Source organism: Rhizobium sp. CB3171 (assembly GCF_029714265.1).
Classification (GTDB): Bacteria; Pseudomonadota; Alphaproteobacteria; order Rhizobiales; family Rhizobiaceae; genus Rhizobium.
Genome location: NZ_CP121652.1, coordinates 1,137,336 through 1,160,116, shown reverse-complemented (window position 1 = coordinate 1,160,116; position 22,781 = coordinate 1,137,336). Strand labels below are relative to the sequence as shown.

Annotated in this window: 22 protein-coding genes and 1 tRNA gene; 13 read left to right on the top strand and 10 right to left on the bottom strand. The window is 59.5% G+C overall.

Annotated elements, in window-relative coordinates:
- Nucleotides 1-77 precede the first annotated feature (77 nt).
- Entirely contained in the window at nucleotides 78-1,190 is a 1,113-nt protein-coding gene (locus tag QA648_RS05770) for a sn-glycerol-3-phosphate import ATP-binding protein UgpC (protein WP_104822907.1), read from the bottom strand.
- Nucleotides 1,191-1,438: 248 nt separating this feature from the next.
- On the opposite strand from QA648_RS05770, the gene QA648_RS05765 reads away from it, so the two are divergent.
- On the top strand, nucleotides 1,439-2,896 hold the full coding sequence (locus QA648_RS05765; protein WP_283050154.1) for a deoxyribodipyrimidine photo-lyase: 1,458 nt from the start codon (nucleotides 1,439-1,441) through the stop codon (nucleotides 2,894-2,896).
- A 4-nt stretch (nucleotides 2,897-2,900) separates the two neighbouring features.
- Here QA648_RS05765 and QA648_RS05760 read toward each other — a convergent pair whose 3' ends face one another.
- Complete coding sequence (locus QA648_RS05760; protein WP_283050153.1) at nucleotides 2,901-3,731, bottom strand: SDR family NAD(P)-dependent oxidoreductase; 831 nt, start codon at nucleotides 3,729-3,731, stop codon at nucleotides 2,901-2,903.
- 295 nt (nucleotides 3,732-4,026) lie between these two features.
- On the opposite strand from QA648_RS05760, the gene QA648_RS05755 reads away from it, so the two are divergent.
- The 5 genes from QA648_RS05755 to QA648_RS05735 all read left to right on the top strand — a co-directional run bounded on the left by QA648_RS05755 (nucleotide 4,027) and on the right by QA648_RS05735 (nucleotide 7,873).
- Nucleotides 4,027-5,067, top strand: a complete 1,041-nt coding sequence (locus QA648_RS05755) for a cysteine synthase A (RefSeq protein ID WP_283050152.1) — start codon at nucleotides 4,027-4,029, stop codon at nucleotides 5,065-5,067.
- A 4-nt stretch (nucleotides 5,068-5,071) separates the two neighbouring features.
- Nucleotides 5,072-5,809 (top strand): alanyl-tRNA editing protein, encoded by a 738-nt coding sequence (locus tag QA648_RS05750; protein ID WP_104822904.1) that lies wholly within the window; start codon nucleotides 5,072-5,074, stop codon nucleotides 5,807-5,809.
- A gap of 53 nt (nucleotides 5,810-5,862) precedes the next feature.
- Nucleotides 5,863-6,720: a 3-mercaptopyruvate sulfurtransferase gene (gene sseA / locus QA648_RS05745; RefSeq protein WP_104822903.1), complete on the top strand. Its 858-nt coding sequence runs from the start codon at nucleotides 5,863-5,865 to the stop codon at nucleotides 6,718-6,720.
- Nucleotides 6,721-6,779: 59 nt separating this feature from the next.
- Nucleotides 6,780-7,292 carry a GNAT family N-acetyltransferase gene (locus tag QA648_RS05740; protein ID WP_104825077.1) on the top strand — a complete coding sequence of 171 codons (513 nt, stop codon included), beginning with the start codon at nucleotides 6,780-6,782 and terminating at the stop codon, nucleotides 7,290-7,292.
- 71 nt (nucleotides 7,293-7,363) lie between these two features.
- A complete protein-coding gene (locus QA648_RS05735) occupies nucleotides 7,364-7,873 on the top strand; it encodes a DUF1203 domain-containing protein (protein ID WP_283050150.1) in 510 nt (169 codons plus the stop codon).
- 17 nt (nucleotides 7,874-7,890) lie between these two features.
- Here the strand turns inward: QA648_RS05735 and ald are convergent, their stop codons facing one another.
- Entirely contained in the window at nucleotides 7,891-9,009 is a 1,119-nt protein-coding gene (gene ald / locus QA648_RS05730; protein ID WP_283050148.1) for an alanine dehydrogenase, read from the bottom strand.
- A 150-nt stretch (nucleotides 9,010-9,159) separates the two neighbouring features.
- Between ald and QA648_RS05725 the strand changes: the two genes are divergently transcribed.
- A complete protein-coding gene (locus tag QA648_RS05725; RefSeq protein ID WP_283050146.1) occupies nucleotides 9,160-9,621 on the top strand; it encodes an Lrp/AsnC family transcriptional regulator in 462 nt (153 codons plus the stop codon).
- A gap of 16 nt (nucleotides 9,622-9,637) precedes the next feature.
- On the opposite strand, the gene QA648_RS05720 is transcribed toward QA648_RS05725, so the two are convergent.
- Nucleotides 9,638-10,447, bottom strand: a complete 810-nt coding sequence (locus tag QA648_RS05720) for an endonuclease/exonuclease/phosphatase family protein (protein WP_283050145.1) — start codon at nucleotides 10,445-10,447, stop codon at nucleotides 9,638-9,640.
- A 174-nt stretch (nucleotides 10,448-10,621) separates the two neighbouring features.
- Between QA648_RS05720 and QA648_RS05715 the strand changes: the two genes are divergently transcribed.
- Together QA648_RS05715 and QA648_RS05710 are read left to right on the top strand one after the other, a co-directional pair.
- Nucleotides 10,622-10,981 (top strand): PilZ domain-containing protein, encoded by a 360-nt coding sequence (locus QA648_RS05715; protein ID WP_104822899.1) that lies wholly within the window; start codon nucleotides 10,622-10,624, stop codon nucleotides 10,979-10,981.
- Between the two features lie 137 nt (nucleotides 10,982-11,118).
- Nucleotides 11,119-13,107: a bifunctional 2',3'-cyclic-nucleotide 2'-phosphodiesterase/3'-nucleotidase gene (locus QA648_RS05710; RefSeq protein ID WP_283050142.1), complete on the top strand. Its 1,989-nt coding sequence runs from the start codon at nucleotides 11,119-11,121 to the stop codon at nucleotides 13,105-13,107.
- 35 nt (nucleotides 13,108-13,142) lie between these two features.
- On the opposite strand, the gene QA648_RS05705 is transcribed toward QA648_RS05710, so the two are convergent.
- A complete protein-coding gene (locus tag QA648_RS05705; protein WP_283050140.1) occupies nucleotides 13,143-14,111 on the bottom strand; it encodes a LysR family transcriptional regulator in 969 nt (322 codons plus the stop codon).
- A 136-nt stretch (nucleotides 14,112-14,247) separates the two neighbouring features.
- On the opposite strand from QA648_RS05705, the gene QA648_RS05700 reads away from it, so the two are divergent.
- A complete protein-coding gene (locus QA648_RS05700) occupies nucleotides 14,248-14,862 on the top strand; it encodes an FMN-dependent NADH-azoreductase (protein ID WP_283050138.1) in 615 nt (204 codons plus the stop codon).
- A 57-nt stretch (nucleotides 14,863-14,919) separates the two neighbouring features.
- Here QA648_RS05700 and QA648_RS05695 read toward each other — a convergent pair whose 3' ends face one another.
- Nucleotides 14,920-15,507 (bottom strand): TetR/AcrR family transcriptional regulator, encoded by a 588-nt coding sequence (locus QA648_RS05695; protein ID WP_104822895.1) that lies wholly within the window; start codon nucleotides 15,505-15,507, stop codon nucleotides 14,920-14,922.
- Between the two features lie 106 nt (nucleotides 15,508-15,613).
- Here QA648_RS05695 and QA648_RS05690 point away from each other — a divergent pair, with 106 nt between their 5' ends.
- The gene (locus tag QA648_RS05690; RefSeq protein WP_283050136.1) at nucleotides 15,614-16,390 is read left to right on the top strand and encodes an SDR family oxidoreductase; all 777 of its coding nucleotides are present in this window, start codon (nucleotides 15,614-15,616) and stop codon (nucleotides 16,388-16,390) included.
- A gap of 186 nt (nucleotides 16,391-16,576) precedes the next feature.
- Here the strand turns inward: QA648_RS05690 and QA648_RS05685 are convergent, their stop codons facing one another.
- The 3 genes from QA648_RS05685 to ilvA all read right to left on the bottom strand — a co-directional run bounded on the left by QA648_RS05685 (nucleotide 16,577) and on the right by ilvA (nucleotide 20,458).
- A complete protein-coding gene (locus QA648_RS05685; RefSeq protein WP_283050134.1) occupies nucleotides 16,577-18,583 on the bottom strand; it encodes an ABC transporter ATP-binding protein/permease in 2,007 nt (668 codons plus the stop codon).
- A 248-nt stretch (nucleotides 18,584-18,831) separates the two neighbouring features.
- Nucleotides 18,832-19,170 carry an HlyU family transcriptional regulator gene (locus QA648_RS05680; RefSeq protein ID WP_104822891.1) on the bottom strand — a complete coding sequence of 113 codons (339 nt, stop codon included), beginning with the start codon at nucleotides 19,168-19,170 and terminating at the stop codon, nucleotides 18,832-18,834.
- A gap of 37 nt (nucleotides 19,171-19,207) precedes the next feature.
- Entirely contained in the window at nucleotides 19,208-20,458 is a 1,251-nt protein-coding gene (ilvA, locus tag QA648_RS05675) for a threonine ammonia-lyase (protein WP_283050131.1), read from the bottom strand.
- Nucleotides 20,459-20,906: 448 nt separating this feature from the next.
- Between ilvA and QA648_RS05670 the strand changes: the two genes are divergently transcribed.
- Nucleotides 20,907-20,992: transfer RNA gene (locus QA648_RS05670), tRNA-Leu, on the top strand.
- Between the two features lie 81 nt (nucleotides 20,993-21,073).
- Here QA648_RS05670 and wrbA read toward each other — a convergent pair.
- Nucleotides 21,074-21,673, bottom strand: coding sequence for an NAD(P)H:quinone oxidoreductase type IV (wrbA, locus tag QA648_RS05665; protein WP_104822887.1), 600 nt, complete (start codon nucleotides 21,671-21,673; stop codon nucleotides 21,074-21,076).
- A 242-nt stretch (nucleotides 21,674-21,915) separates the two neighbouring features.
- On the opposite strand from wrbA, the gene QA648_RS05660 reads away from it, so the two are divergent.
- A complete protein-coding gene (locus QA648_RS05660) occupies nucleotides 21,916-22,689 on the top strand; it encodes a competence/damage-inducible protein A (protein ID WP_260303849.1) in 774 nt (257 codons plus the stop codon).
- Nucleotides 22,690-22,781 lie beyond the last annotated feature (92 nt).

Sequence of the window (22,781 nt, the reverse complement as noted above, 5' to 3'; positions counted from 1 at the left end):
CTTTGGACCAGGCAATAAAAAGCCCGGAAATCGGTAGGGATTTCCGGGCGTCCTTGCTGAAAATTGATGTCTGAAAATTAGTTTGCGGCAACCTTGAGGGGTGTGACGGAGGCAATGGTATCGAGCCGCAGGCCGGTGTCCTGGGCAAAGAGATGCGTATGCTGCTGAGGAAGCTCCAGGCCGACGCTGTCGCCCGTCTGTCCCGTGGTGTGGTCCGCAACGGCAACGGCGAAGTTGGAGCCGTTGATGTCGCAATGGATGACGCGGCCGGCGCCGAGTTCTTCGACGAAATCCACCGTGGCGGGAACGGCGCCCGGCGTGCCGGCCGGCACGAGACGCGCATGTTCCGGGCGGATGCCGAGCGTGACCGGCTGGCCGGCATGACGCTTGCCTATATTGGCGTCGACAGCGATCGGCAGGCCATCAAAGATAAATTGCTCGCCATTTGCCGCGAAGGAGCCCTCAAGGAAATTCATTGCCGGCGAACCGATGAAGGAACCGACGAAACGGGTGCGCGGCGTATTGTAGACCTCGAGCGGCGTGCCGACCTGCTCGACATTGCCCTTGTACATGACCACCAGCTTGTCAGCGAGCGTCATGGCCTCAACCTGATCGTGGGTGACGAAAACCGAGGTGGCCGCCAGGCGCTTGTGCAGGCGGCGAATTTCGACACGCATCTGCACGCGCAGCTTGGCATCGAGATTGGAGAGCGGTTCGTCGAAGAGGAAGACTTTCGGTTCGCGGATGATGGCGCGGCCCATGGCGACGCGCTGGCGCTGGCCGCCTGAAAGCTCTGATGGTTTGCGGGCGAGGAAATCTTCGAGACCGACGATGCGGGCCGTTTCCTTGATGCGACGGTCACGTTCCTCGCGCGGTACACCGGCCACCTTGAGCGCGTAGCCCATGTTGGCGGCGACATCCATGTGCGGATAAAGCGCGTAGTTCTGGAAGACCATGGCGCAGCCGCGCTCGCGGGGCTCGAGCTGATTGACGACCTTGCCGTCGATGATGATTTCGCCCGAGGTGATATCCTCAAGGCCGGCGATCATGCGCAGCAGGGTGGATTTGCCGCAGCCGGAAGGGCCGAGAATGACGACGAATTCGCCGGAGCGGAAGTTCAGATCGACGCCATGCACGACCTGATTGCGTCCATAGGCCTTGCGAACTTGCTCGATCCGGATCTCTGCCATCTTGCGCTTTCCTGCCTGTCAATTCTGGGGCCTTAAGTTCGCTGGACTGCTAACGAACTTGCATTACAAAAAGGTGACAAGGGCCCCGTTATATCACAGGCGGCATCGAGATTCCCTCACAAGAGTTATGTGCGCTATTCACCATGAAATGTGCGGGTGGCGGAACTATTGTGCTGACGGCTTCGTATATTGGTTCCGGCAGCGAAGAAGCATGTAAGGAAGAGGAAGCCTGGTCAAAGGCAAGGACGATGACGACCACGAAAAATGAGCCCAATCCCGTGCTGCTGTGGTTTCGCAAGGATCTCCGCCTCGACGACAATCACGCCCTGCAAGCCGCCGCAACATCCGACCGTCCGGTCATTCCGGTCTACATTCGTGAGCGCGGAGAAAAGGCTAGCGGGCCGCTGGGCGCAGCGCAGGAGTGGTGGCTGCATCATTCGCTGGTCGCACTACAGAAAGCTCTGCATGCCCTTGGCAGCAAGCTCATCCTCCGACAAGGCGATGCGCAGACAGTACTTGAAAAACTTCTTGCGGAGACCGGGGCTGAAGCCGTCGTCTGGAACCGGCGGTATGATCCCGCCGGCATAGCGGTCGACACGCAAGTTAAACGGGCGCTGCGAGACAACGGCATCGAGGCCAATAGTTTTGCGGGCCAGTTGCTCCATGAGCCAACGCGCCTGCGCTCGGGCACCGGCAATCACTACAAGAGCTATACGCCGTTCTGGCGCGCACTGGAGCAGTCCGGCGAGCAGCCGTTTCCTATCGTGGCTCCCGAACAGCTCCCGGCTCCCGGCCATTGGCCTCATTCGAATTCGCTCGACTCCTGGTCGCTACTTCCCAGCAAGCCGAACTGGGCGTCGGATTTTCCCGACATATGGACACCGGGCGAAGCTGCCGCGCATGAGAAGCTGGAGAATTTCGTGGAGACCGCGCTCGACGGCTACGCGGTCGATCGCGATTTCCCGGACAAGCCGGCAACTTCCCTGCTTTCGCCACATCTGGCAGTCGGAGAAATCTCGCCTGCCCGCATTTGGCATGCGACGCGAGCGCTGGCCGGTAAGGTGCGCACGGACGACATCGTTCGCTTTCGAAAGGAGCTTGTCTGGCGAGAATTCTGCTATCACCAGCTCTTCCACTTTCCGAAGCTGAACTCAGTCAACTGGAACGAGCGTTACGACGATTTTCCCTGGCATGCGGATGTCAAGCTTTTCGATAGCTGGCGTCGCGGCCAAACAGGATATCCGATCGTCGATGCCGGTATGCGGCAGCTTTGGCGTCACGGCTGGATGCACAATCGCGTCCGCATGATCACGGCCTCGTTCCTGATCAAGGATCTGTTGATCGACTGGCGGGAGGGCGAAGCCTGGTTTCGCGATACGCTCGTCGACGCCGATCCAGCGGCCAATGCTGCGAACTGGCAATGGGTCGCGGGCTCCGGCGCCGATGCCTCACCTTTCTTCCGCATCTTCAACCCGGTGTTACAGGGCGAGAAATTCGATCCGGATGGCGGCTATATCAGGGCGTTCGTACCCGAGCTGGCCGATCTCGACAGCCAATATACCCATCGCCCATTCGAAGCGCCGGCCGACGTGCTAAAACGTGCAGGCATACAACTCGGCAAGGACTATCCTCTCCCGATCGTCGATCATGCCGCCGCGCGGCAACGCGCGCTCGACGCGCACGCATCGCTGAAAAATGATGGATAAGACCTTATTCGGCAGGGTGCGGAGTCGCACGCGTCCCCATCGACCGGCCGTTGCGGCCGCTTCCGAGAAAATATCTGAGAACGCGGAAATAGAGGCTGTAGGGCAAAAACTTCAAAAGCTTTGCCCGGAAGACCAGGCGCTTCGGGAAGCTGATCTCGAAAGCCGATGATTTCAATCCGGCTGATATCGCGTCAGCCGCCTGCTGTGCCGACACCATATCCGGCATCTCGAATTTGTTTTGCGCAGTCATTGGCGTATCGACATAACCGGGGGTGACGAGCTGGATGTGAATTCCCATGCGCTCGAGCTCGAAGTTCAGGCTTTCGGCCATGTTGATAAGGGCAGCCTTGCTCGCGCCATATGCGGCGCCACCAGGCAGGCCGCCATAGCCAGCAACGGACGACACGAAGGCAACCTGGCCATATCCCCGGGCGCGCATATGCCGGACCGCCGGCACGAGGCAGTTGACGACGCCATGGAGATTGACGGCAAAACTGCGCTCGAACACCTCATGATTGAGATCTTCGCCTCGCGCCGGCAAATAGATGCCGGCGTTCAGAACCGCCAAGGCGACGGGGCCGTGTTGATATTCGATTGCAGCAACCGTGTGCTCCATATCCTCGGCATCGGTCACGTCGCCGTCCAGCACCACGATGCTGCCGGCAAGAGCGCCTGCCTCGGCCTGTAGAGCCAAGAGTTTTTCGTGGCTGCGCGCCGTAACGGCCACCTTGTATCCTTCTTCCGCCAGTTTCAGCGCGAGAGCGCGGCCGACGCCGGAACTGGCGCCGGTGATCCAGACGACTCCATGTTCAGGACGTGCGATGAACGGGCTCATGGTTCTTCTCCTTGGCTGGCGGTCGTCTACATCAAACGCTTAGCCGCGACCGACCGTGGCATTTTAGCAATAGCGTATCATTGTGGCCGCTTTCGGCCGGTTTAGCGGCTCCGCGCGGAAAACAATGTCACCAATTGGAGACTAGGCACCCCATGAAAGACTTAGGCAAACGAATGCTGCCAAGTCGAATTTTGCGGCTTGAACAAGCAGCAAGGAACAGAATTTCTTGCCTATGCCGCCTTGTGAAGGGAAAAGACCGTTCTTACAGTAGTCCTGAACAGAAGGCAGAGATTCCATGACCGTCCATCCCTCCGTCCTAGAAGCGATCGGCAACACGCCACTGATCAAACTCAAGGGTGCCTCCGAGGCGACGGGCTCGACCATCCTCGGCAAGGCGGAGTTCCTGAACCCCGGCCAGTCGGTCAAGGATCGCGCCGCGCTCTACATCATCCGCGATGCCGAAAAGAAAGGCCTGCTGAAGCCCGGCGGCGTCATCGTCGAGGGGACTGCGGGCAATACCGGCATCGGCCTGACGGTGGTCGCCAAAGCGCTCGGCTACCGCACCGTCATCGTCATTCCCGAAACGCAGAGCCAGGAAAAGAAGGATGCCCTGAGGCTGCTCGGCGCCGAGCTCGTGGAAGTGCCGGCCGTCCCCTACAAAAATCCCAACAACTACGTGAAGGTTTCCGGCCGGCTTGCTGCGGAGTTGGCGAAGACCGATCCGAACGGAGCGATCTGGGCCAACCAGTTCGACAACGTCGCCAACCGTCAGGCGCATATTGAAACCACCGCCAAGGAAATCTGGGCCGATACCAACGGCAAGATCGACGGTTTTATCTGCTCCGTTGGTTCCGGAGGCACGCTGGCGGGTGTCGCCATGGGCCTGCATGCCTTCAACAAGGACATCAAGATCGGCATCGCTGATCCGGAAGGGGCGGCACTTTACGAATTCTACAAGAACGGCGAACTGAAATCCTCTGGCTCTTCGATCACCGAAGGTATCGGCCAGGGCCGCGTGACGGCGAACCTGGAAGGGTTTACGCCCGATTTTGCCTATCAGATCAGCGATGCCGAAGCCCTGCCCTATGTCTTCGATCTGGTCGAACACGAAGGTCTCTGCCTCGGCGGCTCGACGGCCATCAACATTGCGGGCGCCGTGCGCCTTGCTAGGGATCTCGGCCCCGGCCATACGATCGTGACCATCCTCGCCGACTATGGCAACCGCTATCAATCAAAGCTTTTCAATCCGGATTTCCTGAAGTCGAAGGGTCTGCCGCTGCCGGCATATCTGACGACGAATTCCGATATTCCTATTCCTTACGAAAACCTCGCGTGATCTTATGTCGGTGAATGCCCTTTATCGTGACGATTTCTATCTCTCGACCGCCGAGGCTGTCGTAACCGCAATTCACGAGGACGGGGGCATCGAGCTCAATCAAACCTGCTTCTACGCGACCTCCGGCGGGCAGCCGGGGGATACCGGTTTCTTCGAGCGCGCGGACGGTTCGAAAATCACGCTTGGCCAAACCAAGCATGGAGCGACGAAGGACATCATCGTCCATGTGCCGCTTGAGGCAGAAGCAAAGCCTGCCGTCGGTGAAAAACTGGTGCTGCATGTCGACTGGCCGCGCCGCTACAGGCTGATGCGCATGCACACGGCCTGTCATCTGCTCTCGGTCGTCTGCCAATATCCGATCACGGGTGCGGCAGTCGGCGAGGATGAAAGCCGCGTCGATTTCGACATGGGCGAGACGATTGACAAGGACGAGGTGACGGCGAAAATGATGGCGCTCGTCAATGAGAACCATCCCGTTTTCGTCCAGTGGATTACGGATGAGGAGCTTGCAGCCAATCCGGGTATCGTCAAATCGAAGAACGTGCGTCCGCCGATCGGACTCGGCCGCGTCAGCCTTGTCTGCATCGGCGAAAACTCCGCCATTGACAGCCAACCCTGCGGCGGCACACATGTGTCGGAAACGCAGGAAGTCGGGGCAATCTACATCGCCAAGATCGAGAAGAAGGGCAAGGAGAACCGCCGCTTCCGCATCCGTTTCGGCACGCCCGCCGACGAAGTTTGACCCGGCGGTTCCTGGATTAAACAAGGCCCGATATAAATCAGGGAGAGATCATCATGACAGCGGAGAAGAGCCGTTTCGTCGTATCCGCCGACTGGCTGCAGAACGAATTGGGCGCCAAGGACCTGCGTATCCTCGACGCATCCTTCTACCTGCCGGCGCAGAAGCGCGATGCTGATGCCGAATATGCCAGCGGCCACATTCCCGGCGCCATCCGCTTCGATCAGGACAAGATCGCCGATCACTCCACCGACTTGCCGCATATGGTGCCTTCGCCGGAATTCTTCGCGGCCGAGGTCGGCAAGCTCGGGATCAGCGAGACCGATCGCATCGTGGTCTATGATGGTCCCGGCGTCTTCGCATCGCCGCGGGTCTGGTGGCTGTTTCATGTCGTCATGGGCGCCGCGAATGTCTTCGTGCTCGACGGCGGCCTGGATGGCTGGAAGGCCGAAGGACGGCCGCTGGAAACCGCCCTGCCCGCATTTGCACCGGCCACCTTCAAGCCGAATTTCAACGCAGCCCGTGTTGTCCCCTTCGAAGAGATGCGCGAGATCGTCGACAGCGGCTCGCTGCAGATCGCCGATGCCCGCAGTGCCGGTCGTTTCGCCGCCACCGAACCGGAGCCGCGCGAAGGCATGCGCTCCGGCCATATGCCGGGCGCAAAAAGCCTTCCGTCCGGCAGCTTCGCGGTGAACGGCAAGTTCAAGTCCCTGCCGGAACTGCGCGAAACGATCGAGAAGGCCGGCATCGATCTTGAAAAGCCTGTGGTGACCACCTGCGGCTCCGGGATCACTGCCGCCATTATCACGCTGGCGCTGGAATCGCTCGGCCATGGCGCTAATCGTCTCTATGACGGCTCCTGGTCGGAATGGGGCAGCCGGCCGGATACGCGCATCGTCACCGGTAAAGATTGAGCGGCGCAGACCCCGTGAAAACGCCATCGTCTCTCAAAGTCCATATCACCCGGTTGGAAATGACCGCGCCTCCCAAGGCGAGCCTGCCCGTGCCTGTCAATATCCAGACGGCAATCATGCGCTCGCCCGGCATTCCCCTGCCGTTTTACCGCTATCTCTATCGCCAGGTCGGTGCCCGCTGGCATTGGGTCGACCGGCTTCGCTTGCGTGACGAGGAACTGACGGCCGTCCTGCACGACCAGCGCAACGACATCAGCGTGCTCTATGTCAACGGCGCGCCGGCCGGCTTCTTCGAATATTTCCGCGAGGATGAGGAGACGATCGAGCTAAGCCATTTCGGCCTGATCGAGCACGCTCTCGGGCTCGGCATCGGCAAATGGTTCCTGTTGCAGGCGCTCTACGCCATGTGGACGCTGAGCCCGCAACGCATCACCACGACCACCAACAATCTCGACCATCCGCGGGCGCTTCAGCTCTACCAGATGTTCGGCTTCTCCCCCGTTTCAACCGGCGAAGGCATCGTCAGGCCGCTGAGCGACAAGGAACTGCTGGAGCTGGCGAAGAAAAGCTAGCCGCAGGAATCGGGTGGCTTCTCCCTCTATCGGGGCGCATCACATGACAAACCCTAAAAAGGAGATTTGCCATGTCTGCGATTGCTTTTGCCGCCATGCCCACGTCCGATGCCGAAGCTCTCTGGAACGGCGGCGTGGACGCCTATAGTCACCGGCCGGAGACAATGATCTCGGATGGTCCCGGCCATCCCTGTCGCCACTGCCTGCGGAATATCGATGCGGGCGAAGAGCTCTATGTCTTCGCCTATCGGCCGTTTCCGGATCTGCAGCCCTACGCCGAGACCGGGCCGGTTTTCCTGCATAAGGTGCCTTGCCGGCGTTACGAAGCCGAGGAAGTCCTGCCGCCCGTGCTGACCACCAGTCCGGATTTCATCGTGCGCGGCTATGGCGAAAACAACCGCATCGTCTACGGCACCGGTGCCGTGACACCGATCGGCGACATCGAGGCCTATGCTGGCGAACTCCTGAGCCGCGAAGGCATCGCCTATGTGCATGTCCGCTCGGCGCGCAATAATTGCTATCAGTGCCGGATCAATAAAAAAGAAGCGCCGGCATACGGTGACGCCGGCGCTTCCGTCTGACGTGAGCGCGATGGGATTTACGCCACGTTCAAGACGCTTTCCGGGGCGAAGGCCTCGTAGCCGAGCGCTTCGGCGACGGGTCTGTTGGTGACACGGCCCTTGTGGATGTTGAGGCCGTTGCGCAGGTGCTTGTCCTCGGCAATGGCGCGCAGGCCGCGATCTGCGAGCGCGAGGCCGTGATAGATGGTGGCATTGTTCAACGCTTGCGCCGAGGTGACCGGAACCGCCCCCGGCATATTGGCGACGCAATAGTGCACGATTCCGTCGACCTCATAGGTCGGTTCGGAATGGGTGGTTGCATGGGAGGTTTCGAAGCAACCGCCCTGGTCGATGGCGACATCGACGATAACGGCGCCCTTCTTCATGCCAGACAGCATTTCGCGGGTAACAAGCTTTGGCGCTGCTGCGCCGGGGATCAGCACCGCGCCAATCACGAGATCAGCAACGAAGACCTCGTCCTCCAGCGCCTGGATGCTGGAATAGCGCGTGTGGACACGGCCGTTGAAGATATCGTCCAACTGGCGCAGACGCGGCAGCGAACGATCGAGAATGCTGACATCGGCACCGAGGCCGGCCGCCATCTTGGCGGCATGCAGGCCGACGACGCCGCCACCGATGATGGCAACCTTGGCCGGCAGAACGCCGGGCACACCGCCAAGCAGGATGCCAAGACCACCATTGGCCTTCTGCAGCGCGGTGGCGCCCGCCTGGATCGAGAGGCGTCCCGCAACTTCCGACATCGGCGCGAGCAGCGGCAGGCCGCCACGCTCATCGGTGACGGTTTCATAAGCGATGGCGGTGACGCCGGAGGCGATCAAGCCCTTGGTCTGCTCCGGATCGGGCGCGAGATGCAGATAGGTATAGAGAAGCTGGCCATCGCGCAGTTGCGACCATTCGGAAGGCTGCGGCTCCTTGACCTTTACGATCATGTCGCACTTTTCGAAAATGTCCTTCGCAGTGGCGGCGATCTTGGCGCCGGCGGCGATATAGGCGTGATCATCGGCCCCGATACCGGCGCCCGCTTTGGTCTCAACCCAGACCTCATGACCATGGGCCACATATTCGCGAACGGATGCAGGCGTCAGACCGACGCGATATTCATGATTCTTGATCTCTTTCGGACAACCTACGCGCATTTGCTCCTCCTGAATGCTTTTCCGGTTTGCAACTGTTCCGGTACGGATGAGACCACTTTCGCCCTGAAATGTCCTTGCAAAGACAATTTGCCGAACAAGCATTTTTCGTGGATTATTGCGTTTAAGCCAATTTTTTCGAAAGATCTTCGAATGCCGGATATAGACACCATCGATCGTGCGATTTTGGGAGTACTGCAACAGAACGCCAGGATCACCAATGCCGAACTTGCGGAAAAGGTCGGCCTGTCACCCTCCGCCTGCTCGCGCCGGCTCGACATTCTGGAGAAAGATGGCGTTATCGGCGGTTATCATGCCCGGCTGTCGCACAAGGCGCTGGACTACAAGATGATCGCCATCGTCCATATCTCGCTGTCCGGCCAGTTCGCCAAGACGCTGTCGGAGTTCGAAACGGCGGTGAAACGCTGCCCGAACGTGCTCGTCTGCTACCTTATGTCCGGCGAATACGACTATATCCTGCGCGTCGCGGCGCGCGATCTCGAAGATTACGAACGCATCCACCGCGACTGGCTCTCCGCTTTGCCCCATGTGGTGAAGATCAATTCCAGCTTCGCGCTGCGCGAGATCATCGACCGGCCGAATGTCGGGCTCTGAGCTGCGGCTGGTCGAACTATCGTAGATTCAGCAGCAAGGCGCGGTGATCGGAGACTTCCGGTTCGGCGACGGGGTCGAATTCGATCACCTCCACCGCGGATGTCACCAGCATATAGTCGGCGAAACGCGGCTCCTTGCGGTAATAGGAAGTCCGTGTATCGCGATGACCGCGCGAGGTGACGAGGTCGGAAAGCCCCAATGCGCCGAGGGAATCGAAGGTTACGCTTCCCGGCAGGACGTTGAAGTCACCGCAGACGACCAGCTTCTCATTGCCCTGGCGAACGTGCCGGATGAGCTCCACCAATGCGTCCGCCTGATGACGGCGAGCCGGTGTGTCGCCCTTGCCGTCCATATCGCGCAGGCCATGCATATGGGCGATGGTGACGGGGAAACCGCCCTCGTAATCGAAGATGCGGATGCAATGGGCGTTGCGCGACCGCGGGTGCGGACCCCAGCCGTCGGCCGAAAATTCCCCATGTACGAAGCCCGACGCCTGGCCGATGACCGGATAGGACTTACGGACAAAGGTTGCCAGGCCGAATTCGGAGGCTATCCGCCGATCACCGTCAAAGACATCGCCTCGCGCTGTCGGACTGAAGAAGGCGTCGTGCATGGGCAGGGCGGCGGCGATCTCCTCAAAAAGATTGGCTCGTTGCGGAAGTTCGACGCCGTGGTCGCGATAGACCAGCCATTCGGAGGGTGCATCCTTGGTGCGCGTGACCTCCTGCAGGCACAGAACATCCGCGTCGACATCGACTAGGTACTGCATGAGCGGTTCATGCAATAGGCCACCCCACACATTCAGCGAAACGATGCGCAACGCCATTTCTTCTTTCTCCAAAACTCCCGCTCGACCTCCATAAGAAAGTCCGGAGTTGAAACATTAAAAGCAACAGGTCCCGATTCGGAACGGATCCTGTCAATTTTACCGATCGTCCTAAGCACCTTTCAACGCCTACCTGCTATCCGGAATTGTCAGACACAGGCATCGAGGTCAGTTATGCAGCCGATTTCAAAACCGCTTACTGAAAACAACCTGAAAATCAAAGCAAGGCGTTCGCCGCGCAAGTATGCCCGTCTGATGGGTCGGGTTCGATATTTCGCCAAGGCGGTTACCGGCCGTGTGGTCAATATTTCCACCGGCGGCATCGCGCTCGACCTGCAATCGCCGATCCATGCCGCCGCCGGCAGCAAGGTCCGGGTCGAATGCGACGACATCGGCGTATTGGACGGCATCGTGCGCTGGACCCATAGCGGCCGGATCGGTATCGAGTTCGACCCCTCCTCCAATGCGTCGGCGCAGGTTGCTTCCTATTTCCGCTTTTTCCACAAGGACATACAGCCGGTTCTCAAACGCTGACGGCTTCTTCGCTCCTTGGCGCCGAAGCCACAATAAGTCTGTCATATTACTAGTGCACACCTTCAAAAATCGTCTTAATCTCCCTCGCCCCGAAAGGTGATCGAGGGATCATGGATTCATTGTTGAAGGAGTGTTTCATGTCTTCCATTCTGGAATTGCCCAGCATGTCGCGCCGTTCTTTGCTGCAGGGCCTCAGCGCCACCGCCGCGCTGATCGTGCTGCATCCATTTGCCGCCCGCGCCGCCGGCAATCAGGCGCACCTGCGTCTCATGGAAACGACGGACATTCACGTCAACGTCTTCCCCTACGACTATTACGCCGACAAGCCGAACGACACGATGGGTCTGTCGCGCACGGCAACGATCATCGACAACATCCGTGCCGAGGCCACCAATTCGCTGCTGATCGACAATGGTGACGTGCTTCAGGGCAATCCGATGGGCGACTACATGGCCTATCAGCACGGCATGAAGGACGGCGACGTCCATCCCGTCATCAAGGCAATGAACACGCTCGGCTATGAGGTCGGCACGCTCGGAAATCACGAGTTCAACTATGGCCTCGACTTCATGTTCAAGGTTCTGGGCGGAGCGAATTTCCCCTTCGTCTGCGCCAATCTGACCAAGGGCCAGCTTGCCTCCGACCCGAAGAAGGACGACCTGTTCTTCAAGCCCTATCTGATCCTCGACAAGAAGATCAAAGATGGCGCCGGCAATGAGAACACGATCAAGATCGGCTTCATCGGCTTCGTGCCGCCGCAGATCATGCTCTGGGACATCAAGAACCTTGAAGGCAAGGCACAGACGCGCGACATCGTCGAGGCTGCCAAGGCCTGGGTACCCGTCATGAAGGAAGAAGGCGCCGACATCATCATCGCCCTCTCGCATTCCGGCATCGACGGCAGCGGCCCGAGCGACAAGATGGAAAACGCCTCGCTCTACGTTGCGGCAGTTGACGGCATCGATGCCGTCTTCACCGGCCACCAGCATCTCGTCTTCCCTGGCCCGAAGACCTGGGACGGTATCAAGGGCGCCGATCCGGTGAAGGGCACGCTGCACGGCAAGCCCGCCGTCATGGCCGGCTTCTGGGGCTCGCATCTCGGTCTGATCGACCTGCTGCTCGAAAAGGACGGCAAGAGCTGGAAGATCGTCGATTTCACCTCCGAGGCACGGCCGATCTATCACCGCGACGACAAGAAGAAAGTCATCGCCGATGTCGCCGACAAGAAGGAAGTGGTGGAAGCGGCAAAGGCCGAGCATGAGGCGACGCTGACCTATGTCCGCACGCCCGTCGGCAAGACCTCTGCGCCGCTCTATTCGTATTTTGCTCTCGTCGCCGACGATCCGTCGGTGCAGATCGTGAGCCAGGCGCAGGTCTGGTACATCAAGAACATGCTGAAGGAGACGCAGTATAAGGATCTCCCGGTGCTTTCGGCGGCTGCGCCCTTCAAATGCGGCGGCCGCAACGGCGCCGACTATTATACCGACGTCCCCGCCGGCAATATCGCCATCAAAAACGTCGCCGACCTCTATCTCTATCCGAATACGGTGCAGGCGGTCGTCATCAACGGCGCGCAGGTCAAGAACTGGCTGGAAATGTCCGCAGCGATGTTCAATCAGGTCCAACCGGGCGCCAAGGATGCGGATCTGATCAACAACAGTTTCCCGTCCTATAACTTCGACGTCATCGACGGTGTCACCTATCAGATCGACCTCTCGCAGCCGCGCCGCTTCGGCGATGACGGCAAGGTCTTGAATGCCGACGCAAATCGCATCCAGAACCTGCAGTTCGACGGAAAACCGATCGATCCGGCTCAGAAATTCCTGGTCGTCAGCAACAACTACCGCGCCGGCGGTGGTGGCAACTTCCCGGAAATCGCTTCGGATAAGGTCGTCTATCAGGCTCCGGATACTAACCGCGACGTTATCGTCCGCTATGTCCATGACCAGGGCACGATCAATCCGACCGCTGACGGCAACTGGACCTTCAAGCCGCTGCCGGGCACGACCGTTCTGTTCCAAAGCTCACCGAAGGCCAAGGATTTCCTCGCTGATGTGAAGAGCGTGAAGATCGAGGACGCCGGCGAAGGTGTCGACGGCTTCCGCAATTACCGGCTGATACTCTGATTCCGTTGACCCTCCCCCCGCGCGGGGGAGGGTTTTCATTCCGCCGCCAACGGCTTCTCGTTCGGATGAAACATTTCGACGGCCGCCTTGAAATCCGCCTGGTTCGGGCATCGCGAAAGGCGCGAGCTGAAGGCTTCGATCATCCAGGCAGCGGCGGGACCGGGAGGACTGGCAAGCTTGTGGACGGCGTAGATCGGATATTCGCTCTGGTCGTACGCATCGAGGGCCAGAGGCACCAACCGTCCCTTCTGTAGGTCTTCCATAATGAGCGAAGCCGGCAGCCCGCCCCAGCCGAGGCCGCCACGCATCAATTGATGCTTGGTCGCGATATCGCTGACATGCCAGATCTTGTAGGAGAGGACGTTGAAATCTTTGCCACTCGTGAGACCGGAGGCATCGGTAACGACCAATTGCACCTCCTCCCGCACATCGGCAAGCGTCAACGGCCTCCCAATCTGAGCGAGTGGATGATGGGGCGACGCGACCGGAAGCATGAAGGAGTGGCCGATACGCTCGACGACCAGCGAATCATCCTTCTTGAACACCGCGCCACCAATACCGATCGTAGACTTACCGCTGGCGACGAGTTCCATCATCGTGCCGAGTTCGCCGGTGTCGAGCCGAAGCGAGACGAGCGGGAAGCGCTCGCGAAACTCGCTCAACACGTCGACGGTGGCATGTATCGGCACCATGACGCTGATGGCCACCGCCACTTCCGATTCAAGTCCCGCCTTCAAACCTTTGACGCGCGCACGCATCACTTCGAGATCGCCGAGAATACGACGCGCATCTTCCAGCATAGCTTTGCCCGCGTCCGTCAATGTTGGCTGACGGGAGCCGGAACGCTCGAATAGCGGTACCTCGAGCTGGGCCTCGAGATTGGCAATCGTGTAGCTGATGACCGATTGCGCACGGTTTAAGGTTCGCGATGCGGCGGAAAAGCTGCCGGATTCGGCAACGGTGAGAAAGACCTGCAACTGGTCGAGGGTCGGATTGGGAAGCATGGGCCATCCATTCTATCGATAATTCCAATCCATATTATCACAGTTTTTTCGATGGCACTGCAGACTTATTTCTTTTCTCGAACGATGGCTGGCCTCCCTGCCTGGCTCTCGCAACTCATTGAAAAGGAACATGACCATGTCCTCTATTCTGCTTTTGACGTCCAGCCCGCGCAGCGACTCGCTTTCCACCAAGATCGCCAGCGAGCTTGCCGACAAGATCAAGGCCCAGAACCCGGGCAAGACGATCGTCCATCGCAATCTGGCCGCTGCGCCGCTGCCGCATATCGATGAACTCTTCACCGCCGCCATCCGCACCCCGGCCGAGGCTCGCACGCCCGAGCAAGCCGAAGCCGTCAAGGTTTCCGACCAACTGGTGGACGAGCTGCTTGCCGCCGATACCGTCGTCATCGGCACCGGCCTCATCAACTTCAACATCTATTCGTCGCTGAAGGCCTGGATCGACAACATCGCCCGCGCCGGCCGCACCTTCACCTACACCGAAACCGGCCCGAAGGGTCTGGTGACCGGCAAGAAGGCTTATATTGTGCTCGCTTCCGGCGGCGTCTATTCCGAAGGTCCGGCTGCCCCGCTCAATCACGCCGTTCCCTACCTGAAGTCGGTTCTCGGCTTCATCGGCATTACCGAAGTCGAGACGGTCTATGTCGAAGGCCTTGCCTTCGGTCCGGAAGCCGCTGAAAAGGCGATCGGCGCTGCCCAAGCCCGCGCAACCGAACTGGCACTTGCCGCCTAAGCTTTCAAAACAATCGCAATTCCCTGCGAGCGGCCGGTCCCCCACCGGCCGCATTTTTTATTTCCGGCCGTCTGTCGCCAGTTCCTTCAAGAAGCTCTTCGCAGCCTCCAGAATTTCACGGGAGAGCTCTTCGTCGTTTGCGATGCGCGCAAGGCCGACCGCGCCGCTCATCAAGCATGAGGCGACAATGGCATTGCGCCGCATCTCCGTGGCATCCTGGTGCGGCAGGCGCGCGGCCATCGTTTCGAAGTTTTTCCGTATCCCTTCCGTTGCAATGGTTCGCACGGCATCGCCGCTGCGCGCGATATCGGCCGTCAACGCTGCATAGGCACAGCCTTCGCCGCGGTGGTCGCGATGTAGCGTGCTGAGATAATCGTCGGCATAGTCCTCCAGAGAAATATCCGCCGGATCGATCCCCTTCCCCTCCAATTGCCGCCGCCACGATTCCACCGCCACCTGGACGGCTTCAGCGACGAGTTCGTCACGGGAGGCGAAATGCTTGTAGAATCCGCCGACCGTCAGGCCGGCTTCCTTCATCAGATCGGCAACGCCAATACCCTCCAGCCCCTCCTCCCGCAGGCGCTTGGCGGCAAGTGTCACGATGCGCTCATGCGTCTTCTGCTTCTCCAACTGAGAATGACCCATCGAAAAATCTCCTCGATCTACCTTGACGAATGTAGATTATGATCATAATCCTTATAGAGAACGATCATAATCCAGATCGTGATCAAAGCCAATAGGAGCTACGAACATGCGTCTCAAGAACAAGGTTGCCATCATCACAGGTGGGAACAGCGGCATCGGGCTGGCCACCGCCCGCCTCTTCCTCGCCGAAGGCGCCAAGGTCGCCATCACCGGCCGCAATCCACAGACCCTTGCCGCCGCCGTTGAAGAGCTTGGCGGCGATGTGCTGGCACTGCAGGTCGATGTCACCGACGTTGCAGCCACCGAGAAAGCTTTCGCCGACGCGGCTCAGAAGCTCGGCAATTTCGACATCGTCTTCGCCAATGCGGGGATTGCCGGCGAAACCGCCGTTGGAAGGACCACGCTTGAGCAGTTCGAGACGGTGGTGCGCACCAACTTCACCGCCGTCTTCTTTACGGTGCAGGCTGCGTTGCCGCATCTGAACGACGGCGCCTCGGTGATCCTGAACGGTTCCGTGCACGCTGTTCTCGGCATCCCCGGCTACTCCGCCTATGCCGGCACCAAGAGTGCCGTCCGCGCCATGACCCGCAACCTGGCATCCGAACTCGCCCCGCGCGGCATCCGCGTCAACCAGGTCACGCCCGGCGCCACCAAGACGCCGATCTGGAACACACGGGCGATGACGGAAGATGCCAAGGATGCCCTCGAAGCCCGTTTCGGTAGCCTGAGCCCGCTTGGCCGCATGAGCGAAGCCGACGAGATCGCCAACGCTGCCCTCTATTTCGCATCGGACGATTCCCGGAACGTCACGGCGATCGAAATCACCGTCGACGGCGGCGCGACCAGCGCTCCCTCGGGTGCCAAGCTTTTCCGCACGGCGTAAACGGATCGGAGAAAGCAAGGCCTATATTCGGCCACTGGTAATTGCTGTCGCAGAAAATCGGTCGCGGAACTCAAAGTTATGCGACCGACTTTTTTGACAAAAGCCCTTCCGTGCTTCGAGCGTGCGACAGGCACTTCCTCCAACTGAGCCTCGCCCAAGCCTTTGGAACCCCCAACCGGGCGGACTTCAATTTTTATTCGAAGACGGCGCCGTTTTGCTTGAAGTCGCTTTGCCTTTCGGGAGGGAGCGCGGGTTCTCCAAAAGGCGCAAAAGCACATTCGGTCTTCTTGCCCGCTGGACAAGATCGATATCACTCACAAGCTTTGCGCCGCCCTCGCGCCGCTCCAACGTGATCTTGCGGCTATGGAAGACTTCCAGCTCGGCGCGGTGCGCCACGCTGATGATGGTGACCTTCGGCAATTCCTCGATCACCGTCTCCATCATCTTGTCCTGACTCTTCTCATCGAGTGCTGACGTTGCTTCATCCAGCACGATGATATCGGGATTGTGCAGCAGGAGACGCGCAAAGGCGAGCCGCTGCTTTTCGCCGCCCGACAACGTCTGGTCCCATGGCGCTTCTTCCTCGATCTTCTCGTTCAGATAATCGAGTCCCACCTTGTCGAGGGCCGCCTTGATCTCATCCAGCGTCCAGCTATCGGCGGCGCTGGGATAGGCAACTGCGCGGCGAAGTGTCCCGGAAGGGATGTAAGGCCGCTGCGGCAACATGAACAGCCGCCTGTCGGCGTGGAAATCGACGCTGCCGTCACCCCACGGCCAGAGACCTGCGATGGCCCGCACCAGCGTGCTCTTGCCTGAGCCGGATTCTCCGGCCACCAGCACCCGCTCGCCCGGTTCGATCACGACCTGTGTTTCCTTGACCACGGCGGTGCCGTCGTCAAGCGACACGGAGAGATCGTTCAGGCTGACCATCGCATCGCCCTCAGTTTCGCCGTGCTTGATGCGTCCCAAAGCGTCGCTCTGCTCCGCGCGCTCGAGCCCGTCAAGCGACACCATCAGCGAAGCGACGCGCCGTGCGCAGGCGTTCCAATCGGCGAGACGGGGGTAGTTGTCGACCAGCCATCCGAACGCGCTCTGAACAATGGCGAAGGCAGAGGCAGCCTGCATGACCTGCCCAAGGGTCATGCTGCCTTCAAGAAACTTTGGAGCGCAAAGCAAAATCGGCACGACGGGCGCAAACAGGCTCGACCCCTGCGACACAAGCGTCGTACGCATGTGCTGGCGGGCAAGGAGCGCCCATTGCCCGAGCACATTGGCGAAGGTCTTGTCGAGGTCGCTACGCTCCTCCTCCTCACCGCCGAGTAATGCGATGCTCTCGCCGTTTTCCCGCACATGTGTCAGCGTGTAGCGAAATTCGGCTTCCGCCTGATTTTTGACCTCGGAAACGTGGACGAAATGGCGGCCGATGATCGCCATAGAGCTGGACGTGATCGCGGCGTAGAGGACCGCGGTGACGACGAGAAAGCCGGGAATAGTGACCGTCGTAGCGGCGATCGTCAGGGTCAGGGCACCGCCGATCGTCCAAAGCACCACAATGAAGGTCGAGGCCGACAGAAATGCGGAAATGACGCCGGCAATGAAATCGACGGGGGATTCGGTAGCAATCCGCAAGTCCTCCGAAATGCGCGCTTCGGGGTTCTTGTGGTCGCCGCCGATGAGGTTCAACTGATAGTAGCGGCCGTTTGCGAGCCAGCGCGCGATGACTGCGGTCGTCAGCCAGGAACGCCAGCGGCGCTGAATCGCCATCCGAAGGAAGACTTGCGTAACGACGAGGGTCATGCTTCCCAACGCGAGTGGCAGGAATACGGCGCTCAAAAAATAGACGGTGCTGGCATTGCGTTGCTCTATGGCGTCGAAAATTGCGCGATTCCAGATATTAATTCCATACTGGAAGCCGACATTCATGCCGATCAGGGCCAATAGCACGATCGTGCACGGCCAAGAGAGCCGGTCGCCGCCGCGACCCCAGTAGCCACGCGCGCTGATCCAGAAGCGCCTCAGCAAATACCGCTTGCGCGCCTGCTCGGCCTCCTCAGGCGTGAGCTCTGGATCTGGTTCGATCACATCTGGCGGCGGCGCGACCTCGACGGTCGATCCCTCCCCTTGGCGCGACTTCTCGGCACCGTGCGGTTGAGTGCCGTCGACCGATTTCGGATTGATTTTGGCGTCGGTCATAGCGCAACAACGGCTTAAAAATCGAAAGGTTTCATGGTGCCGGTGTCGAAGACGAATGGCGGTCGCGGGGGGCTTGTCGAGAAAATCAGTCCGTCGCCACTCGAACGCTTGAGAATGCCGTCAGTCGAATGGAAAAACCGCCCGCAGTGTCTGTGCTGCAAGCGGTTCGACATCAATATCTGCTTTAGTTCCGCATTTCCGAGAGGCTAGGCCACCCGGCCTTTGTCGTTCGAGCCAGTTCCCCGAACTCAGACCTGGCGAACCTTTTCGCCGTCGCCGAACAGAGAGGGGCCGTTCTGGTCGATGATCTGCTGCGCCTTGCGGAAGGTCGATTCAAGCGCATCGTCCGACGAGGTGAAAACATCGGCGCGGATGAAATTGCGCACCAGCACCTCGCCGTTCACTTCCTTCTCGATCCGGCCCATCAGGCGGAACTGATTGCCTTCGCGCTGCGGCGTCGCATAGATCGTGCAGCCGTTGTGCTCCTGCGGCTCCGCGGTGACGGAGGGACCGCCGGTCTTTTCGGCGCTCGTCGTCGAAGCGCCGCCGGTGAAGATCGAGAAAATATTCGACAAGATCGAAGCCATGAATCGCCTTTAGCATGAAGGACGTGGGGTGGCAAAGTTAAATAATCAGGTTCGCCAGAATGTCGTTCTCGGTGATGTCCTGATAGCCCATGCCGGCACGCTCGAAATTCTCGACCAGTTGCTTGAAATTGTCGGGATGCTTGGTTTCGATACCGATCAGGATGGAACCGAAATTGCGGGCGCTCTTCTTCAAATATTCGAAGCGGGCGATATCGTCGTCCGGACCGAGCAAATTGAGGAAATCGCGTAGCGCACCGGGGCGTTGAGCCAGCCGCAGGATGAAGTATTTCTTCAGCCCCGCATGGCGCATGGCGCGCTCCTTGACATCGGGCAGGCGCTCGAAATCGAAATTGCCGCCGGAGACGACCGCAACGATCGTCTTGCCGCGGATGCTCTCACGATCCATTTGCTCAAGCGCGGTGATCGCCAGCGCGCCAGCCGGCTCCAGCACGACGCCTTCGACATTCAGCATATCGGTGATCGTCACGCAGATGGCATTTTCCGCAATCAGCATGACCTGCTCCGGCGCAAAACTTCTCAGGGCCGCGAAATTCAGGTCGCCGATACGACCGACCGCTGCGCCGTCGACGAAATTGTCGACCTTCGCCAGCGTCACCACCTGCCCCGCCTCCATGCTGCGCCTGAGGCTCGGCGCTCCCGCCGGCTCGGCAAAGACGAATGCCTCCTTGGCGAGGCGATCGGCAAAAAAGCCGGTGATACCAGCCGCCAATCCACCGCCGCCGACGGGCAGCACGATGCGGTCGGGCAAGACGCCCTCCGGCAATTGCTCGGCGATTTCGGCACCAACCGTCGCCTGCCCCTCGATGATATCGGCATGATCGAACGGCGGCACCATGACGCCGTCAATTTGCTGCACATGCTCGCGCGCCGCCTGGTAGCACTGGTCGAAGAAATCGCCGAACAGCTTGATGGTGATGAATTCACCGCCGAACATACGGGTCTTGTCGATCTTCTGCTGCGGCGTCGTCACCGGCATGTAGACCACGCCCGGCACTCCGAAATGGCGGCAAACGAAGGCAAAACCCTGCGCATGATTGCCGGCCGAAGCGCAGACGAATGTCTTGCCGGTACCACCTTCGGCAATCACCTTGCGGAAGAAATTGAAGGCGCCGCGGATCTTGTAGGAGCGCACCGGCGTCAGATCCTCGCGCTTTAGCCAGATCTCCGCACCGTAGCGAGCGGAAAGATGCTCGTTCAGTTGCAGCGGCGTTGCGGAAAAAAGGCCACGCATGGCCTCGGTGGCGTCGAGAACATCCTGCTTGTCCACGGTCTTGGTCCGTTCCTGTTCAATCCACCTTCGCTATGACACAGGAAAGATGAGTAAAGAAAGCCTCTTTGTTGCGCTTTCCGACCTGCCCAGGCGACATTGCGACACCACAAATCGACGGCTACGACCATCCAACGCGCAACTGCTACATTTCGCGCCACCGTGTTACATCCGGTCGCAACGCAAAATCTTCGAATTGACAGGAAGCAAAGGCCCGCCTCCAATGCAAGCCAGCCATCATGATGATGGTCAGAGGCCCGCTCCAATCCGGTTTCCCCGGTGCCGGCGGGCTTCGCTTGTGAGCCACACTCTCAGATATAGGGCGGATGCTGACGCCAGTCCTCATCAAGGTATTCGGCTGATGGGATGCGTTCGCGCTCAGAATTCAAAAATCTGTGTTCCGAAGCTTCCCAAATCAGACCTTGCAAGATATTGAAATCGCGAAAACGCGGACGTGGCGAAATTGGTAGACGCAAGGGACTTAAAATCCCTCGGCCTTAGGCTATACGGGTTCGACCCCCGTCGTCCGCACCAAAGGCCAAATTCCAATAGGCCCCGACGAAAAAAGGCGCAGCTCTCGCCGCGCCTCGATTCCATGCAATGTCGAAGATCAAATTAGGCGACGAGCTTGGCCGCGATCCTGGCGACGTGGGCGCCCTGGTATTTTGCGGCTTCCAGTTCGATTTCCGAAGGCTGGCGGGAGCCGTCGCCGTTGGTGATCGTGGAAGCGCCGTAGGGCGAGCCGCCCTTGACTTCTTCCGTGCCCATCTGGCCCTGGAAAGCATAGGGAAGGCCGACGACGGCCATGCCGTGGTGCAGCAGGGTCGGGATGAAGCCGAGGATGGTGGATTCCTGGCCGCCGTGCTGGGTCGCGGAGGAGGTGAACACCGAGCCGACCTTTCCGACGAGCTTGCCGCCGAACCACAGGCTGCCGGTCTGGTCCCAGAAATTGCGCATTTGCGATGTCACCGTGCCGAAGCGGGTGCCGGAGCCGACGATGATGGCGTCGTAGTTGGCCAGTTCTTCCGGCGATGCGATGGGAGCTTCCTGATTGAGCTTGAAGTAGGAAGCCCTGGCCACCTCTTCCGGCACCAGTTCCGGTACGCGCTTGACGGTTACGTCGGCGCCGGCGGACTTTGCGCCTTCGGCGACGGCATAGGCCATCTTCTCGATATGACCATAGGAGGAATAATAGAGAACCAGCACCTTAGCCATGAACGTCTCCTAGTTGTTGGACGCGTTGATTTTCGGGCTGATTTCTATCAGCGCTAAAACGAAGGCGCAGCCCCAGCAACTAGAACGCACTGTTCACCCGATGAAGACGAAATTTCACTTGCAGTTGCTTTTTCGACCGTCGCCAAGCAAACGAAAACGTCAGTTTGCATTCGCCGCAAACGGCGCTACCTATTTCAAACGTTTTTTCGAACGCGTTACTGCGCAATTCCACGGATATTTCCATGACCAATGAAACCATTGTCACCGCCGCCATGCTGGCTATCGGCGACGAACTGCTCTCGGGCCGGACGAAAGACAAGAATATCGGCCATCTCGCCGATGTCATGCTGCTGTCCGGCATCGATCTGAAGGAAGTCCGTATTGTCGCCGACGACGAAGACGCCATCGTCTCCGCACTGAACGCGTTGCGCGGGCAATATGATTACGTCTTCACCTCCGGCGGGATCGGCCCGACGCATGACGACATCACCGCCGATGCCATCGCCAAGGCTTTCGGCGTGGCCTGCGAACATGAGGCCGAAGCGATGCGGCTGATGGCGGAGATGTATGCACGGCGCGAGATGGAATTCACCGAGGCCCGCCAGCGGATGGCGCGCATGCCGGTCGGCTCCAAACATATTGCCAATCCGGTTTCGACCGCGCCGGGCTTCAACATCGGCAATGTCTACGTCATGGCCGGCGTGCCGCAGGTCTTTCAGGCGATGCTCGACAACGTCGTCCCGACGCTGCGCACCGGCACCCGCATGCTTTCGACGGCGATTTCCTGCCCTTACGGCGAAGGCGAGATCGGCACGCCGCTCGGCGCCATCCAGAAAGCTCATCCTGATACCAGCATCGGATCCTACCCGCGCTATGTCGGCCAATCCTTCTCGACTGAGATCGTCGTGCGGGGCCGCTCGGCCGAATTGGTTGAAACTGTCGCGGCCGAGGTGCGCGCCATGATCGAAATGATCAGACAGGCAAAAGCAAAGGAAAATCAGTCTGCTGAGGCATGACGTTCAGCAAATGCTTTTAACCCGTTGGGGAACCGCGGTCATATCAGCGCATTATTATCGGACGGAACACTGATATAATGCAGCGATAAGGA

Excerpts from the sequence above, each read along its gene's own strand:
- QA648_RS05680 (WP_104822891.1), bottom strand. The coding sequence starts at position 19,170 with ATGGCTTCGATCTTGTCGAATATTTTCTCGATCTTCACCGGCGGCGCT.
- ald (WP_283050148.1), bottom strand. The coding sequence starts at position 9,009 with ATGCGCGTAGGTTGTCCGAAAGAGATCAAGAATCATGAATATCGCGTC.
- QA648_RS05695 (WP_104822895.1), bottom strand. The coding sequence starts at position 15,507 with ATGGGTCATTCTCAGTTGGAGAAGCAGAAGACGCATGAGCGCATCGTG.
- QA648_RS05760 (WP_283050153.1), bottom strand. The coding sequence starts at position 3,731 with ATGAGCCCGTTCATCGCACGTCCTGAACATGGAGTCGTCTGGATCACC.
- QA648_RS05755 (WP_283050152.1), top strand. The coding sequence starts at position 4,027 with ATGACCGTCCATCCCTCCGTCCTAGAAGCGATCGGCAACACGCCACTG.
- QA648_RS05735 (WP_283050150.1), top strand. The coding sequence starts at position 7,364 with ATGTCTGCGATTGCTTTTGCCGCCATGCCCACGTCCGATGCCGAAGCT.
- QA648_RS05660 (WP_260303849.1), top strand. The coding sequence starts at position 21,916 with ATGACCAATGAAACCATTGTCACCGCCGCCATGCTGGCTATCGGCGAC.
- QA648_RS05765 (WP_283050154.1), top strand. The coding sequence starts at position 1,439 with ATGACGACCACGAAAAATGAGCCCAATCCCGTGCTGCTGTGGTTTCGC.
- QA648_RS05685 (WP_283050134.1), bottom strand. The coding sequence starts at position 18,583 with ATGACCGACGCCAAAATCAATCCGAAATCGGTCGACGGCACTCAACCG.
- QA648_RS05725 (WP_283050146.1), top strand. The coding sequence starts at position 9,160 with ATGCCGGATATAGACACCATCGATCGTGCGATTTTGGGAGTACTGCAA.
- QA648_RS05750 (WP_104822904.1), top strand. The coding sequence starts at position 5,072 with ATGTCGGTGAATGCCCTTTATCGTGACGATTTCTATCTCTCGACCGCC.
- QA648_RS05690 (WP_283050136.1), top strand. The coding sequence starts at position 15,614 with ATGCGTCTCAAGAACAAGGTTGCCATCATCACAGGTGGGAACAGCGGC.
- QA648_RS05705 (WP_283050140.1), bottom strand. The coding sequence starts at position 14,111 with ATGCTTCCCAATCCGACCCTCGACCAGTTGCAGGTCTTTCTCACCGTT.
- QA648_RS05710 (WP_283050142.1), top strand. The coding sequence starts at position 11,119 with ATGTCTTCCATTCTGGAATTGCCCAGCATGTCGCGCCGTTCTTTGCTG.
- sseA (WP_104822903.1), top strand. The coding sequence starts at position 5,863 with ATGACAGCGGAGAAGAGCCGTTTCGTCGTATCCGCCGACTGGCTGCAG.
- wrbA (WP_104822887.1), bottom strand. The coding sequence starts at position 21,673 with ATGGCTAAGGTGCTGGTTCTCTATTATTCCTCCTATGGTCATATCGAG.
- QA648_RS05740 (WP_104825077.1), top strand. The coding sequence starts at position 6,780 with ATGACCGCGCCTCCCAAGGCGAGCCTGCCCGTGCCTGTCAATATCCAG.
- QA648_RS05720 (WP_283050145.1), bottom strand. The coding sequence starts at position 10,447 with ATGGCGTTGCGCATCGTTTCGCTGAATGTGTGGGGTGGCCTATTGCAT.
- QA648_RS05700 (WP_283050138.1), top strand. The coding sequence starts at position 14,248 with ATGTCCTCTATTCTGCTTTTGACGTCCAGCCCGCGCAGCGACTCGCTT.
- QA648_RS05770 (WP_104822907.1), bottom strand. The coding sequence starts at position 1,190 with ATGGCAGAGATCCGGATCGAGCAAGTTCGCAAGGCCTATGGACGCAAT.
- QA648_RS05715 (WP_104822899.1), top strand. The coding sequence starts at position 10,622 with ATGCAGCCGATTTCAAAACCGCTTACTGAAAACAACCTGAAAATCAAA.